Origin of the sequence: Sphingomonas phyllosphaerae, from assembly GCF_036946485.1 — a bacterium.
Lineage (GTDB): Bacteria > Pseudomonadota > Alphaproteobacteria > Sphingomonadales > Sphingomonadaceae > Sphingomonas > Sphingomonas phyllosphaerae_E.
In genome coordinates this window covers 27,070-44,022 of the sequence record NZ_JAQIJA010000009.1, presented here as the reverse complement: position 1 = coordinate 44,022, position 16,953 = coordinate 27,070, and the positions used below count along the sequence as shown (strand labels likewise).

The following is a 16,953-nucleotide window of genomic DNA, read 5'->3' as shown; positions in this document are numbered from 1 at the left end:
AGAGGTCCTGGAAAGCTACGTCACTCGGACACGCGACAAGAAGGGGCTGCGCCTCAGCTTCATGCGCAAAGCGATGAAGCGCCACGGCACGCCCGAGGCGATCGCCACCAATGGACTGCGCAGCTTGGTGCTCCGATGGACGAGCTTGGCAACCACGAGAAGCAGGAAACCGGCCGCTGGGCGAACAACCGCGTCGAAAATTCGCACCTGCCCTTCCGACGACGAGAGCGAACGATGAACCGGTTCAGGCGGATGAGCTCATTACAGAAGCTCGTTTCCGTCCACGCCAGCATCCACAACCACGTTAGCCACAAACGCCATCTGATCGATCGGCAGACCTAACAAGGAACGCCGCTCTGCCGCCCTGGCAGAGTGGCAGATCCTCGCGAGCTAAGCTGGCGCGATCAAAGAGCGAGGTGCATCGTCGAGAGACGAGTTCGCATTAGACTGACAGCGCCGCCACACAGTTGTAACTACCTGACAAGACAAGGGAATTTATCCTTTTCTGGGCGCATGTCCGCGGCCTTTCGTCCAGTTCTGTAGTGCAGAGAGTCGTGTGGGGGGGGCGTCAAAGCAAATGCAACCGGCCGGTAAGGTGGTGGGGCTAGGCGGGGGCCATGCCTCGACCACGCAAGCCTGCCAGCCGGTTTCGCTACTTCAACTCGTCGCCCGAGATGATCCGGTTGGTGGTCTTGATGTACGTCCGCTTCCCACTGTCGCTCCGGAACGTGGAAGACCTGCTGTTCGAGCGCGGGATCGACGTCTGGCATGAGATCGTCCGGCTGTGGTGGAACAGGTTCGGGCCGATGTTCGCCAGCGATATTCGCCGCCAGCGGGTGAGCCGGATGCGAGGCTTCCGCCACTGGCGATGGCACCTCGACGAGATGTACGTGAAGCTGAACGGCGAGATGGTCTACCTCTGGCGCGCCGTCGATCACGAAGGCGAGGTACTGGAGAATTACGTCACCCGCACACGTGACAAGAAGGCTGCGCTCAGCTTCATGCGCAAAGCGTTGAAGCGCCACGGCGCACCCGAGGCTATCACTACCGATGGGCTGCGTAGCTATCGCGCTGCGATGGACGAACTGGGCAATCGCGAGAAGCAGGAGATCGGCCGGTGGGCGAACAACCGCGTCGAGAACTCACATCTGCCGTTTCGACGACGCGAGCGCGCGATGAGCCGGTTCAGGTGAGCTGCCCCCTTCTGAGTGGTCCATCGACTATGACAGTCTGGACCAGGGAAGGGACGAAGAATGCCTGCGAAGAAGCACAAGCCGGAGGAGATCATCGGCAAGCTGCGTGAGGTGGAGATCGTGCTGGGCCAAGGCGGCACGACCGCCGAAGCGTGCCGGCGGATCGCGGTCAGCGAGCAGACCTACTATCGCTGGCGCAAGGAATATGGTGGCCTGAAGACGGACCAGGCGCGTCGGATGAAGGATCTGGAGAAGGAGAACGCCCGGCTGCGGCGTGCGATTTCGGATCTGACGCTGGACAAGCTCATCCTGCAGGAGGCGGCGAAGGGAAACTTCTGAGCCCCGCGCGGCGCCGGCGCTGCATCGACCAGGTCCGGGAGGTGCTGGACGTGTCCGAGCGGCGGGTATGCCGCGTGCTCGGCCAGCACCGGTCAACGCAGCGCAAAGTGCCGTGCGGGGCAGATGATGAGCAGGCGCTCACCGACGACGTCGTCGCGCTGGCGAAGCAGTACGGGCGCTACGGCTACCGCCGGGTGACCGCGCTGCTGCACGCGGCGGGCTGGTCGGTGAACCACAAGCGGGTCGAGCGGATCTGGCGGCGTGAGGGGCTGAAAGTGCCGCAGCGCCAACCGAAACGCGGCCGGCTGTGGCTCAATGACGGCTCCTGCATCCGGCTTCGACCAGAGTATCCGGGGCATGTCTGGGCCTATGATTTCGTCGAGGAGCGTACCCACGATGGGCGCAAGTTCCGCATCCTGACCATCATCGACGAGGCCAGTCGCGAGTGCCTGGCACTGGTCGTGGCACGTCAGCTGCGCCACGAAGACGTGCTGGCCGCGTTGGCCGACCTGTTCGTCGAACGCGGTCCGCCAGCGCACATCAGGTCGGACAACGGCAGCGAGTTCATCGCCACCGCCGTCCAGACCTGGCTCGGCCAGATCGGCGTGAAGACGCTCTACATCGCCCCGGGCTCGCCATGGGAGAACGGCTATAACGAAAGCTTCAACGGGTCGCTTCGCGACGAACTGCTCAATGGCGAGATCTTCTACAGCCTCGCGGAGGCCAGGGTGCTGATCGAGGCGTGGCGCCGTCACTACAACACCGTCCGGCCGCACAGCAGCCTGGGCTACCGCCCGCCGGCCCCGGAAGCGGTGACACCGCCATTACCGGCCTCCGGTTCCGCTTCGCTCCACCTACGCCCGGCAATGGCGGCGGAGACGACAATGCACTAACTAACAAGCCGGACCACCCGGTGGGGGCTGCTCATTCAACGACCGGCTGACCGGGGACGCCGGCGCCAACGTGCTGTTGGGCGGCGACGGCGACGACGTGCTCGTCGGGCTGGGCGGCGCCGACACGCTCGACGGCGGCACGGGCAACAACACCGCGGATTATTCGGCTTCGACCGCCGCGGTCTATGTCAACGTCAACGCGACCTACAACGGCACCTATGCCGCCGCGGGGACGGGCATGGGCGGCGATGCGCAGGGCGACACGCTGGTCAATATCCAGAGCGTCATCGGATCGGCCTATGCCGACGTGCTCTACGCGAGCGACGGCGGCGGCACGCTGAACGGCGGTGCGGGCGACGACACGCTGATCGCGGGCAGCGGCAAGGATATCCTGATCGGCGGCACCGGCAGCGACACCGCCGACTATTCCCGCTCCACCGCGCTGGTGACGATCAACCTGCTCGCCGGCACGGCATCGGGCGGCTATGCCGCGAACGACGTGCTGACGGGGATCGAGAACCTGACCGGCACCGCCTATAACGACGTGCTGACCGGCGACGGCAACGCCAATACGATCCTGGGCGGCGCCGGCAACGACACGATCGACGGCGGCGCGGGCAACGATATCCTCGACGGCGGCGCGGGCACCGACATCCTGTCCTATGCCAGCGCGACCAGCGGAGTGCGCACCGCCGTCAACTATTACGGCTGGGTCAGCGGCGTGAAGACCTATTACGCCGCCAACACGCTGGGCAGCGGAACCGACACGACCAGCGGTTTCGAGACCGTGGCAGGGTCCAATTACAGCGATATCATGAAGGGCTATGAAGGGCTGGCCAATTTCGGGGGCGGTGCCGGCAACGACCTGATCTATGCCAACGTCAACAGCGGCACGATCGACGGCGGTGCCGGGATCGATACGCTCACCTATGGCGACACCACCTATTGGGGCGGCGTCACCATCGATCTGGCGCTGAACGGCAATGCGGCGACGCGCGCCTGGGGCGGTTTCGCGGCCAACGACCAGATCACCGGTATCGAGAACGTCACCGGCAGCGCCTATGCCGATTACATCGCCGGCGACGGCAATGTGAACGCACTGAGCGGTGGTGCGGGCAATGACGTGCTGGTCGGTGCGGGCGGCAACGACGTGCTGTTCGGCGGAGCGGGCGACGACGTGCTGATCGGCGGCACGGGCGCGGACGCGCTGATCGGCGGCGACGGCATCGACACCGCGAGCTGGGCGGGATCGTCCGCCGGGGTCGTCGCCAATCTGGCGACCGGCATCGCCACCGGCGGCGACGCCGGCAGCGCGGGCGGCACCACACCTTATGCCAACGCCTCGCTGGTCGCGGGATGGGGGTTCGTCGAAGGATCGGGCAACACGGCGCTGTCGCTCAGCGGATCGCAGTCCATCTCCCTGCTCGGCGGCGCCGGCTGGGCCGCCGGGGAAAGCGGGCACGGCAGCGCGCTCAACTTCAACGGCAACGGATCGGGCAATTATGCGACGGTCGGCGCGATCACCGGCGCGAGCGACGCCTTCTCCGTCACCGCAAAGGTCCATTTCGACGCCAGCTCGACCAGCGACCAGGGCATCTGGTTCCTCGGCAACACCGGCGCGAGCACCAGCAGCAGCAATTACTTCTCGTTCCTCACCCTGCGTGCGAACGGCAGCCTGTATTACGAGGTGCGCGGCGACGTGGCGGGCGCGACCACGACGGCGGCGACGACGACCGGCATCACGGTCGCGAATGCCGTCACCATCGGTGAATGGGCAACGATCACGACGACCTATCGTGCCGGCCAGCTCGAACTCTACGTCAATGGCAATCTGGCCGGGTCGGCGCCGTCCAGCGTGATGCTGCCTCCCAATCTGACGTGGAACACCAGCCGGATCGGCAACGACTATCGCGGTGCCGGCTCGATCCTGGACGGCCAGATCGACGATTTCGCGGTGTTCAACACCGCGCTGACGCCCGCCGAGGTCGCACAGCTCGCGACCCAGAGCCACGGGCTGGAGAGTGCCGGGCTGGTCACCGACACGCTGGCGCAGATCGAGAACCTGACCGGCACCGATTATGCCGATACGCTGACCGGTGATGCCGGCAACAACGTGCTCGACGGCGGCGCGGGCAACGACACTTTGTCGGGCGGGGCCGGCGACGACGTGCTGATCGGCGGCGCGGGTGCGGACACGCTCGATGGTGGCGCGGGCAGCGACATCGCCTCCTATGCGCAATCGGGCGCGGCGGTGACGGTCAACCTCGCGACCGGCGCGGCGAGCGGTGGCGACGCCGCCGGCGATACGCTGACCGGGATCGAGGGGCTGACCGGTTCGGTCTATAACGACGTGCTGACCGGGGATGCAGGCGCCAACACGCTGACCGGCGGCCTGGGCAACGACACGTTGCGCGGCGGCGATGGCGACGACGTTATCATCGGCGACGGCAATCCGGTCGATCTGATCACCTATGGCAGCGCCGCCAACCTGATCGTCAACGGCAATTTCGAGGCGTACACCGGCATCGGTCGCAACGGCACCGGCAATGTCGCGACCGGATCTCAGACGACCGGCTGGCAGACCGCCGGCGGCACGATCAGCATCGTCAACGATACGCTGCAGGCCAATGGCAGCCCGAACAATCAGATGGTGCGGTTGATGGCCGGGCAGACGACCGATGTGTGGCAGAACATCGCCACCACGGCCGGCGAAACCTATGTCCTGAAGTTCGACGCGGGCAATTGGAACGCGTTCACCAAGACGATGCAGGTGCTGTTCAACGGCGTCGTGGTCGACACGATCACGACCGTCGCGAACACCTGGGGCAGCTATGCCTATCTGGTGACCGGCACCGGCGGCAGCGACAAGGTGGAGTTCGTCTCCACCGAAAACGGGATCGGCCTCGACAACGTCGTCTTCGCCGATGCGCGCGGCAATGACGTGATCGATGGCGGTGCGGGCAACGACGTCATCGACGGCGGTTTCGGCAACGATACGATCGATGCCGGTGACGGCGACGACATCGTCACCGGCGGTAGCGGCAACGACACGATCGACGGCGGGGCGGGGGACGATCACCTGTACGGCGATCAGTCGACCCTGACCCCTCTGGCCGCCCTGGAGACGTTCGAGAACGGCGCCAATGGCTGGACGGGGGCGACGATCTCCATGGCCACGGACGGCAGCGGCCAATATGTGGGACCGATCGCCGGCTCGGGCAACCAGACGGTCGTCAACGAACAAGTCGCCAAGACCTTCGCGATTCCCGTCGGCAGTGCGGGGCAGGTGACGCTGACCTTCGACGCGCTGCGCCTCGACTCGCTCGATGCCGGCGACAATCTGTCCGTCTTCGTCAACGGCAAGGTCGTCGCGATCATCTCGCCACTCGGCACCGTATCCTCCGTCACCGGCGTGACGGCGGTGCTGACGGCCGGCGCGACGACCGCGATCTATTCGGGCGGCTCGGGTGGTACGGGAGCGAACGATACGCCCTTCCACCTCGTCCTCACCATGCCGATCACCATCGGCGATAGCTCGGTCCGGATCGGTTTCGGCAGTGCGGCCGATCAGCCCATCAGCGACGAAAGCTGGGGGCTGGACAATATCCTGGTCCAGGTCGGCACCGCCGGTGTGGGCGGTGGGAGCGCGGGCGACGACATCATCCGCGGCGGTGCGGGCGACGACGTCATCGACGGCGGCGGCGGCATCGACACCGCGGTCTATGCGGGAACGCGCGCCGCCTATACCGTCACCTACAGCGGCGCGACGGGCGCCTATGCCGTCTCCGGTCCCGACGGCAACGACACGGTGACCAATGTCGAGAAGTTCCGCTTCGACGACGGCACGCTGACCGCGGCGAAGCTGGTGACCGGCATGACGATCGTGCCCTCGGGGCGGATCGCGGAGAACAGTGCCGCCGGCACCGTCGCCGCCACGCTGACCATGGCGGACAGCTCGAACGCGACCTATGCGATCACCGGCGGCGCGGATGCGGCGACCTTCCGCATGTCCGGCAACACGCTGGTGCTCGCGCCCGGTGCGCAGCTCGACTATGAGGCGGCCGCGACCCGCAGCGTCCAGGTGACCGCGACCGCCGACGACGGATCGACGCACATCCAGACGATCACCGTCAGCGTCACCAACGTCAACGAGCCGCCGACGATCACGTCCGCCGCCACCTGTTCGGTTGCGGAGAACGGCACCGCGGTGGCGATGCTGACAGCGAGCGACCCGGATGCCGGCACGACGCTGACCTGGTCGATCGCGGGCGGTGCGGATGCGGCGCTGTTCCGGATCGATGCCGCCACCGGCGCGCTGACCTTCCGCGCCGCGCCCGATTTCGAGGCGCCGCGCGATGCCGGCGCCGACAATGTCTACAACCTCACCGTCCAGGTCTCGGACGGCACCAATGTCGCCACGCAGAATCTGGCGGTGACGGTGACCAACCTCAACGAGGCGCCGGTGCTGGCGCTGGCCGGCGTCGGCACGGTAACGGAAAACGCCGTCGCCGCCACCGTCGCCACCTTCGCCGCGAGCGATCCGGATGCGGGCGACACGCTGACCTATACGCTGGGCGGTGCGGACGCGGGGCTGTTCGTCATTGACGGCACCACCGTCCGGCTGAAGGACGGCACCAGCCTGAATTACGAGGCGGGGGCGACGCGCAGCTTCACGCTGACCGCGACCGATTCGCACGGCCTGTCGCAGACGCAGTCGCTGACCTTCGCGGTCGGCAACGTCAACGAGGCGCCGACGATCACGTCCGCCGCCGCGCTGTCGGCGGCGGAGAACGGCACCGCGGTGGCGACGCTGGCGGCGAGCGATCCCGACGCGGGGACGACGCTGACCTGGTCGATCAGCGGCGGCGCGGATGCCGCGCTGTTCCGGATCGATGCCGCCACCGGCGTGCTGCGCTTCGTCGCGGCGCCCGATTACGAGCATCCCGGGGATGCCGATGGCGACAATGCCTATCAGCTCACCGTGCAGGTCTCCGACGGCACCAACATCGCCAGCCAGACGCTGGCGGTGACGGTGACCAACGTCAACGAAGCGCCGGTGCTGGCGCTGGCCGGCATCGGCACGGTGACGGAGAATGGCGTGGCCGCCACCGTCGCCACCTTCACCGCCAGCGATCCCGATAGCGGCGACACGCTGACCTATACGCTGGGCGGTGCGGACGCGGCACTGTTCGTGGTCGACGGCAATATTGTCCGGCTGAAGGACGGCACCAGCCTGGATTACGAGGCGGGGGCGACACGCAGCTTCACGCTGACCGCGACCGATTCGCATGGCCTGTCGCAGACGCAGTCGCTGACCTTCGCGGTCGGCAACGTCAACGAGGCGCCGACGATCACCTCCGGCACCACTTATACGGTCGCGGAGAATGGCACCGCGGTGACGACGCTGGCGGCGAGCGATCCGGATGCGGGGACGACGCTGACGTGGTCGATCGCGGGCGGTGCGGATGCCGCGCTGTTCCGCATCGATCCGGCGACCGGCGTGCTGCGCTTCGCCGCGGCGCCGGATTACGAACATCCCGGCGATGCCGATGGCGACAATGCCTATCAGCTCACCGTGCAGGTCTCCGACGGCACCAACACGACGACCGGCGCGCTGACCGTCACGGTCGGCAACGTCGACGAGGCGCCGACGATCACCTCCGCCACGACCGCCTCGGTGGTCGAGGGGACGACGGCGGTGCAGACCGTGACCGCGACCGATCCCGAAGGGCAGACGCTGCACTTCAGCCTGTCGGGCGCCGACGCCGGCCTGTTCACGATCGACGCCAATAGCGGTGCGCTGCGCTTCGCCGCGGCGCCGAGCTTCGACCATCCCGGCGATACCGGTCACGACAATGTCTATGACGTCATCGTCTCGGCCAGCGACGGCAGCCACCTGACCAGCCAGGCGCTGGCGATCGCGGTCACCCGCGACCAGCGCGCGCCGACGATCACCGCACCGGCGACCGCCACGGTGGCGGAGAACACGCATGCGGTGATGACCGCGACCGCCACCGATCCCAATGCGGGGGACACGGTCACCTGGTCGATCGCGGGCGGCGCCGACGCGTCGCTGTTCCAGATCGATTCGGCGACCGGCGCGCTGCGCTTCGTCGCGGCGCCGGACTATGAGGCGCCGGCGGACGCGGGCGGCGACAACGTCTATGACGTCGTGCTGCGCGCCACCGACCAGACCGGCCTGTCGAGCGACAAGGCGGTGGCGGTCACCGTCACCGACGTCAACGAGGCGGCGGTCTTCCAGGGCGGCAGCGCGCTGACCGTCAACGAAAATGCCACCGCGGTCGGCACGATCCTGGCCGTCGATCCCGAACGCAGCGCGATCACCTACACGATCGCCGGCGGCGCCGATGCCGGCCTGTTCACGATCGACGCTCGCACCGGCGCTTTGTCACTGGTCAGTCCGCAGGATTTCGAAAGCGTCGGCGCGGGCCATTTCCAGGTCACGATCGGCGCCTCGGACGGCACCCAGACGGCGACCCGCACCTATACGGTCACGATCGCCGACGTGAACGAGGCGCCGGTGATGGCGGCGACCGCGACCGTGTCGGTGGCCGAGAACCAGACGGCCGTGACCACCATCACCGCGACCGATCCCGATGCCGGCGACCATGTCGTCTATGCGATCGCGGGCGGGGCGGACGCCAACCTGTTCACGATCGACGCGGCGACCGGCGCGCTCAGCTTCCGCACCGCGCCTGATTACGAGGCGGGGCAGCACAGCTATCAGGTGCAGGTGCTCGCCTCCGACGGGCGTCTGGCGACGACGCAGACGCTGACCGTCACCCTGACCGATGTCGACGAGGCCCCGGTCATCACCTCCGCGGCGAACGCCACGGTGGCCGAGAACACGACCAATGTGATGACCGTCGCCGCGCATGATCCGGAGGGCGCGGCGCTCAGCTACGCGATCAGCGGCGGGGCGGATGCGGCGTTGTTCCAGATCTCGAACGGGGGTGTCCTCTCCTACGTCACCGCACCCGATTACGAGGCGGGCCATCATGCGGCGGAGGTCGAGGTGTCGGTGTCCGACGCCACCGGCCACGTCACCACGCAATTGATCCATGTCGCGGTGAGCGACGTCAACGAAGCGCCGGTGATCGCCTCCCGCAGCTTCGCCGTCGACGAGAACACCACCGCCGTCGGCACGATTGCCGCGCACGATCCCGAAGGCGCGGCGCTCACCTATGCGATCGCGGGTGGCGACGATGCCAACCTCTTCTCGGTCGATGCCACGACCGGCGTGCTGAGCTTCCGCGCCGCGCCGGATTTCGAGACGCCGGGCGACCGCGACCATGACAATGTCTATGATCTCAACATGCTGGTCACCGACGGCACGTTGGTGACGACGCAGGTGATCCATGTGACCGTCGGCGACGTGCAGGGCGAGACCTTGGTCGGGACCAGCGGCAACGACCATCTCGCCGGCGGGATCGGCGACGACGTGCTGCACGGCATGGCCGGCGACGACACGCTGATCGGCGGGGCGGGGGCGGACACGCTCGATGGCGGCAGCGGCTATGACACGGTCGACTATACGGCGTCATCCGCCGGGGTGACGGTGCATCTCGACGGCAGCGCCAGCTCGGGTGGCGACGCGCAGGGCGACGTCTTGACCGGGATCGAACATGTCATCGGCTCCTCGCACGACGACGTCTTTTTCGCGACCGCCCAGGCCGAGGCGCTGGATGGCGGCGCGGGCGACGACACGGTGAGCTATGCCGATGTCGGTTCGGGCATTGCCCTCACCCTTGGCACGGGTGGTGCCGGCACCGGTACGGGCGGCGCGGCCGCGGGGCACAGCCTGTCGGGTATCGAACATGTGATCGGCAGCGATCACGACGACCAGTTCCTCCTCTCGCTCGGCGGCACCACCGTCGATGGCGGGGCCGGGACCGACCGCGTCGTGCTGGCCGATCACAGCGGGACGGTCGGCAGCGCCGACCTGACCTCGGTCCTCAGCCATGTCGAGGATATTGCCTTCACCGGCCAGGACGTCACCGCCGACCTGCAGATCGACGCCAATGTCATCCGCGCGCTCGCCGGCAACGGCGATGCCTCGCATCTCACGCTCCATGCCGATAACGACGACGTCTTCCACGGCCTGGGCGCGGCGAATGTCGAGACCGACGGCAGCGGCAATTATTCCTTCTACGATGCGAACCACAATGCGATCGCCACGCTGACGATCACGAGCTGACGGCAGGCCGGCGGTGTACGCATATTGCACCGCCACCCGCCAGATCATCTTGCCGACGTCGTCTGCGTCGAGGAGGCCCGACACCGGCTTGTGGTTCCACGAGCCGTGTTCGCCGGTGAAGGCGCGCCAATCGCGAACCGGTCGCCCAGCGCCACCTGCGTCACATGATCGGGCGCGAGGCTCGATGCCGGCATGTCGCGGTCGTTGAGGGCTCATGGATGCAGCGGACATTCGACCAGGTGCGGGCGCCTCGGCTTTCCGGAAGGGCGCATGACGCGTGAGGGAGATCCGCTGCCGATAGCGGGCGCATGCTTACGCCAATCGGTGCGAGATCAACCGTGGACGCTCGGCTGGCCGGATGCGCGCGGCAGCAGAGCTGCCGTCCACGCGCATCCTCCAGCCGAGGGTGTCTTCGTCAATTCGTGGCGATGCGCAGCGTCGCCATCAGCCGCCGTCCCGGCATGACCACCTCATCCTTGTTCAATGCGGTGGCGAGGCGCTGGGTATCGTCGGTCAGGTTCTGCCCCACCAATGCCAGTTCGACGTTGGGATGGCGGGCGAACGGCCTGAGCGCCAGCTGGCCGTCGAGCGCGACATAGGACGGCGTCGCGGTGTCGAAGGCGCCGAACTTGTCCTGCCGCCCGGTGTAGATCAGGCTGAACCCGGCATCCATCTTCTCGCCGTTCCAGTTCAGCCCGCCGCCCACGCGATAGGGCGGGATGCGCGGCACGTTGCTGCCGTCGTCCAGCGTCGCGCGGGTGTAGTCGGCGAGCAGGTTGAAGCGATAGACGCCGTGCGCGGTGCGGACGAGGTCGTAGCTGGCCTCGCCCTCGACACCGCGGAAATGCGCGCCCTGCTGGCGATAGTTCAGCTCGCGCAGGTCGCCGCTGCCGTCCACCGCGCAGGTGCCGTCGTCGTCGCATTGCCGCCCGGTCAGGTCGCCATAGATATAGTTGGTGAGCCAGCTGCTGTACACGCTGCCGTCGAAGCGGAACGGGCCGGAGCGGATGCGCAGCGTCCCCTCCAGCGAATTGGCGCGCTCGATCCGCAGGTTCGGATCGCCGGTTTCGAACGTGTTCGGCCCGTCATGGCCGCCGCGTGCGAACAGCTCGGTCAGTGCGGGCGCGCGCCCGGTGCTGGAGAAGGTCACGCCCAGCTTGATCGCGGGCGACGCGGTGTAGAGCGCACCGATCGCGCCGCTGATCGGCGTGAACGCGCGTGCGGTCGCATCGCCGAAGCGCGGCGTGCCGTGCAGCGTCACCCGCTCGACCCGTCCGCTCGCCTCCAGGTGCAGCCGATCGGCCAGCTGCGTATCGGTGAAGGCGTAGCCGGCCAGACTCTCCATCGTCGCGGGGAACAGGTAGGAGCTGTCCTCGCCCACCGCGGAGAAGTCGCGGTGCTGGTATTCCATGCCCAGTGCCGAACTGGTGACCGGCCCGATCGCGCCCAGCAGCATCTCGCCGCGCGCATTATATTCCTTGTTGCGGAAGGTGGTGTCGATCGTCCCCTCCGGCTCCTTCTCGTCATGGGAATAATTGGCGTAGCTGCCGTCGAGGTTGAAGCGCTGCAACAGGCCGCTGCCCAGCGCGAAGGACGATCGCGTCATGACCTTGGTCTGGCGCATGTCGATATAGGTCGTGTCGCTGGGAATGCCGTATTGCGCGTCATATTGCGTCACCGCCGCGCCGATGTGGCTGCCATGGTCGTCGCCGAAGAAATAGCTGCCGCCGAGCGACCCGCCATAGCCGCGGAAGAAGGAGTTCTGCTGCACGCCCAGCGGCGTGTCGTAATCGCCGGCGTGGCGTCCGAAGGCATCGGCATGGATCGCGAGGTCGCCGACCGCGGCATCGACCAGCCCCGCGCCCTGGTACAGATCGGAGACGGTGCCATAAGTGCCGGCGAGTTCGGCGGACAGCGGCTTGTCGGGGAAGGCGGTCGGCACGCGGTTGTTCAGGATGTTGACGACGCCGCCGATCGCCTGGCCGCCGTAGCGCAGCGTGCCGGCACCACGCACCACCTCGATGCTGCGCGCCGCCAGCGGATCGATCGGGATGCCATGGTCGGGGCCGATGTCGGACACATCGGAGGCGCTGGTGCCGTCCTCCAGCACGCGGACGCGGGTCGCGTCCATGCCGCGGATGATCGGGCGGCTGGCCCCGGTCGCGAATCCGGTCGCGGCGATGCCGGGCACCTTCGACAGCGCATCGGCGACGCTGGCGCCGCCGTTGCGAAGAATATCCTCGGCATCGACCTTGGCGGCAATCGCCGGCGTGTCGTCGCGGTCGTGACCGAGCGGCGACGCCGTCACGATGATGTCGCGGCGCGGATCAGGGGTGTTTGGGTCCGGCGCGGCCTGGGCAATGGCAGGTAAGGGCACGGACGCGGCAAACGCCGCGCCCACGAAAAGCAGGTATCGCATGGACGTATCTCCGGAATGGGGTTCGCAAGCGCTCCGCAGCGGGCAATCAGCGGGGCGAAGACGATCCGGGCGGCGCGCGACTGTGCCAGTCGTGGGCGCGTCGGTGCGCCGCACGCGAGGGACGCGTGACGACCGTAACCACGATCGCCGCCGCGACCGGCACTTGCCAGTCGAGCGATATCGGCAGCAGGAGCGCGTCCAACGTCGCGGTCGCGGCGCACAGCGCGCAAGCGTCGTCGAATGACGCACTGGAGCTATGGATCTGAGCCGCGACGAGCTCCGGCGCGGCTTGTTGATGGGCGCGGACGGCGACACCATCGTAGAGCAGCGAGCACAGCGCGAGCAGGGGCAGCAGCAGCAGGCCCGGGGGTGATCGCAAGTGATTTGTCACCTGCCCAATCGACGGGACGGCGCCTTTCTAGAGGCTGAACATGTGATAAGATATCATTACAAATTGTTCATCGGGCCTGCGCACCCGTCCGTCGCCGGAAGTCCGATCAGCGGCGCAACGGCAGGTCGCGGCGCAGGTAGATGAGCAGATGCGCATCCTCGCGCGGGGCGGCCGCGACGCGACGATAGTCGCGTGCAAGCGCGGCGGCGACCAACGGCTGCGTCGAACGGTTCCACGGTGCCATGGGCGCGTCCATCGTCACGATGACCGGCGGACGATGCGACAGGATGCGGCACACCTCCGTGGCTTCGTCGACCCCCGCCGCGCCTTGTTCGGCCTCATAGGCTAGCGTCGAGGGAAAGGCGTAGGCGGTGGGGATACACGCGTCGGCCAGCAGATAGAGGATGGAGTCGCCGGCAAAGACGAAGGGGCAGCCGCCGCGATCGTTTGCCGCCATGACACGGCCGACCTCGCGCGCCGTCCCGGCGTCGGTCGGCACCAGCAGCACGCGCGCCACGAACAGGATCAGGCCATAGCCGACAAGCGCGACGGAGGCGGCGCGCCATCGGCCGAGGACGGGCGCCGCGATCATCGCCAGCGGCACCATCAGCGGCAGCGCATAATGATCGAAGAACGCACCGATCATCGCAAAGGCGACGATCGCGGCGGCGAGCCAGGCAAACGCAATGAGGCGCTCGGGCGTGCGTGGCCGGCTGTGCCAGGCGACGACCGTGCAGACGATGAAGGGCAGCAGTTGCGCGGTGGTTCCTGCGAGCCGACCGATGATCTTTGCCGCGGGATAGCCTTTGCGCAGGGCAACCGATGCGAAGTTCGAGAACCAGAAGGCATCGAACACCATCGGGCCGCGCCGCCAGTAATCGACGACGACGATCCCGGTCGGCAGGATACCGAGCATCGCCCAGAGCGCGCCGGCGCCAAGCATAATGGCGGTATCGCCGCCCGCCTTGCGAAGGTACCAGAGGTGGACGAGTCCGAACAACGCGCCTTCGACCACGGGTGTGTATTTGGTCTGGATCGCGAGGCCGGCGAGCAGGCAGGCCGCGCTGCCGTTGGCGACGATCGCACCTGTTCGCTGCGCAGTGGCAAGAACGGGCAGCCGCAGCGTCAGCAGCGCTGCACCGGCGGTGAAGAGATTGTAGAAGACCGGAGACTGCCCGCCGCGCCCGCTGAGCAGCGACAGCCACAGGATGTAGGCGAAGCCCGCGGACAGCGCGCCGATGGGCGTCGCTCCCAGCCGCCGTCCGCCCGCCGACACCAGCCAGGCGGTCGCCGCGGCGAACAGCGTCGCGACCAGTTGATAGGCGAGGATGCCGTCGCCGGGCAGCAGTCGGATCGCCGCGAAGATCGCGAACAGGCCGACGGGCTTCCTGTCCCACAGGTCCACATAGGGCAGCGCGCCGTGCAACATACGGTCGCCGACCAGCAGATAATATTGCTCGTCGACATGGATGACCGGGTTGCCGAAGTCGCGCGCGCGCAACAGCACGGCCCAGCCGACAAGCAACGCGAACGTGGCCAGCGCGCGGCCGACCCCGTCGTTGTGCCTCGCTGTCGTCGCCCCCTGCATCGCGGGTGCCCATAAGCGTCGGGCGGCGGGGCGTCATGCCCACACTTAACTTATTTCATTGTGGCGGTGCGGATCGGGGAGGTCGGCGTCGTCATGTTCCCGGGGCAGGGCGGTTCGTCGAACCGTGCGCGATGGCGGGCCGCCGGGGAGGGCCGGTTCGCCGCAACGATCACGCACGACACCGGACGAATGGCCCGCGAGCACAGGTAGGCGGGGGGGGGCTGGAATGTATCTGTTGAGCGATCAGGTTTTGGAGAGGCGAGCGACCGCGATGCCGGTCGAGCCGGCGCGGGATCGTCGCCGGGCGCCGGTCTGGACGGTGCTGATCCCCTTCTTCAACGAGCGCGATTATCTGGCGGCGACCATCGCCAGCCTGGCGGCGCAGACGGTGCCGTTCACGCTGATCCTGGTCGACAACGGCTCGACCGATGACAGCGCGGACATCGCACGCGCCGCGGTGCGCGCGCACGGACTCGATGCATTGGTCGTCACCGAGCGGACGCCGGGCAAGGTAAGCGCGCTGCGCACCGGGCTGGGCTGGGTGCGGACACGTTACCTCGCCACCTGCGACGCCGATACGATCTATCCGCCGCAGTATCTTGCCGCCGCGGAACGGTTGCTGGCGAGCGACGGCTGCGTCGTCGCCGGCGCCTATTTCGTGGCGCCGGGGGCGGACCAGATGGCGCTCGACGCAGAGGCGCGGCGCGTCCTCACCTCGGCGAAGCTGCTGCCGCGGCAATGCCATGCGGGCGGTGCAGGCCAGTGTTTCGACGTCGCCGCGCTGCGGGCCGCGGGTGGATTCGATGCCGGCATCTGGGGCTATATCCTGGAGGATCACGAGGTGATCCACCGCACGATGGCGCATGGCCGCATGCGATATGCCCGTGACATGTGGTGCATGCCCTCGCCGCGTGAGCGCGACCGGGCGTCGATCCGCTGGACGCTATTCGAACGGCTGCTCTACTCGGTCGCGGCGCCGGTGGCGGGCGACTGGTTCTTCTACACCTTCCTGGCGCGCCGGTTGCGGAAGCGGGGGTTGATGAGCGTCCAGATGCGCGAACGTAGCGCAGGGGAAATCGAACGGCAGGACCGGGATCGGCCGGCGCTTGCGTAACCTCATCCTCTGTGCCGACGACTTCGCCTTCTCGCGCGAGGTCAGCGAGACGATCGCCGGGCTCGGCAGGGCGGGGCGGCTCAACGCGACAAGCTGCATGACGCTGATGCCGGGCTGGGCGGAGGATGCTGCGCTGTTGCGCGACCTGCCGGATCATTTCTCGGTCGGCCTGCACCTGACGCTGACGCAGGAAAAACCGATCACCGCTATGCCGGCGTATGCGCCAGGCGGCGTGATGCCGGAGATCGATCCGCTGACGCGCCATGCGGGGCGGCGCGCGCTGCCGCTTGACGAGATCGCGGCAGAGGTGGCGGCGCAGTTCGATGCCTTCTTCGCCGCGACGGGTCGCGCGCCGGCCTTCGTCGACGGCCACCAGCATTCGCACGCGCTCTCGGGGATCCGCGATATCGTCCTGTCCGAAACCGCCCGGCGCGCGCCCAACGCCTGGGTGCGCGATTGCGTCGACAGCGTCGGCGCGATGCTGTCGCGACCCTTTGTGGGGAAGGCGATCGGCAGTGCCTATCACTCGCGTGGGCTTCGCGCGGCGGCGGCGCGCTATCGCCTGCGCTGCAACGACAGCTTCGCCGGGCATTACGACTTTGCGAGCGATTATCATCACCTGCTGCCGCGCTTTCTGCGCAAGCCGGGGAACATGCACCTCGTGATGTGTCATCCCGGGGCCGGCAAGCGCCCCGGCGATGCGATCGCCGATGCGCGCGTGCGGGAAGCGGACGTCTTGCGGAGCAGGTCGATTGTGGACATGGCAGCGGCGGAGGGGCTGGCGTTTCCGGCCTGATG

At 67.6% G+C, this 16,953-nt stretch carries 7 protein-coding genes and 2 pseudogenes; 6 read left to right on the top strand and 3 right to left on the bottom strand.

Features of this window, described 5'->3' with window-relative positions; all coding sequences use genetic code 11:
- The 4 genes and pseudogenes from PGN16_RS20320 to PGN16_RS20150 form a co-directional block, all read left to right on the top strand.
- Positions 1-394: pseudogene (locus PGN16_RS20320) on the top strand (DDE-type integrase/transposase/recombinase); the annotation flags it as partial.
- Positions 395-617: 223 nt separating this feature from the next.
- A pseudogene (locus PGN16_RS20160) lies at positions 618-1,192 on the top strand (IS6 family transposase); the annotation flags it as partial.
- A 61-nt stretch (positions 1,193-1,253) separates the two neighbouring features.
- A protein-coding gene (locus PGN16_RS20155) for an IS3 family transposase (RefSeq protein WP_335299738.1) occupies positions 1,254-2,425 on the top strand; the annotation gives its coding sequence in 2 pieces (ribosomal slippage) (positions 1,254-1,518 and positions 1,518-2,425; 1,173 coding nt in all).
- 46 nt (positions 2,426-2,471) lie between these two features.
- Positions 2,472-10,643, top strand: coding sequence for a cadherin domain-containing protein (locus PGN16_RS20150; RefSeq protein ID WP_335311145.1), 8,172 nt, complete (start codon positions 2,472-2,474; stop codon positions 10,641-10,643).
- A gap of 415 nt (positions 10,644-11,058) precedes the next feature.
- Here PGN16_RS20150 and PGN16_RS20145 read toward each other — a convergent pair whose 3' ends face one another.
- The 3 genes from PGN16_RS20145 to PGN16_RS20135 all read right to left on the bottom strand — a co-directional run bounded on the left by PGN16_RS20145 (position 11,059) and on the right by PGN16_RS20135 (position 15,041).
- A complete protein-coding gene (locus PGN16_RS20145; protein WP_335311141.1) occupies positions 11,059-13,062 on the bottom strand; it encodes a TonB-dependent receptor in 2,004 nt (667 codons plus the stop codon).
- A 46-nt stretch (positions 13,063-13,108) separates the two neighbouring features.
- Positions 13,109-13,453: a DUF2946 family protein gene (locus PGN16_RS20315; protein ID WP_443019695.1), complete on the bottom strand. Its 345-nt coding sequence runs from the start codon at positions 13,451-13,453 to the stop codon at positions 13,109-13,111.
- A 106-nt stretch (positions 13,454-13,559) separates the two neighbouring features.
- Positions 13,560-15,041: an ArnT family glycosyltransferase gene (locus tag PGN16_RS20135; protein WP_335311139.1), complete on the bottom strand. Its 1,482-nt coding sequence runs from the start codon at positions 15,039-15,041 to the stop codon at positions 13,560-13,562.
- A gap of 271 nt (positions 15,042-15,312) precedes the next feature.
- Between PGN16_RS20135 and PGN16_RS20130 the strand changes: the two genes are divergently transcribed.
- Both PGN16_RS20130 and PGN16_RS20125 read left to right on the top strand, forming a co-directional pair.
- Complete coding sequence (locus PGN16_RS20130; RefSeq protein ID WP_335311138.1) at positions 15,313-16,155, top strand: glycosyltransferase; 843 nt, start codon at positions 15,313-15,315, stop codon at positions 16,153-16,155.
- Positions 16,148-16,951, top strand: a complete 804-nt coding sequence (locus tag PGN16_RS20125) for a ChbG/HpnK family deacetylase (protein WP_335311137.1) — start codon at positions 16,148-16,150, stop codon at positions 16,949-16,951. Before PGN16_RS20130 ends, PGN16_RS20125 begins: the two co-directional genes overlap by 8 nt.
- Positions 16,952-16,953: the final 2 nt, after the last annotated feature.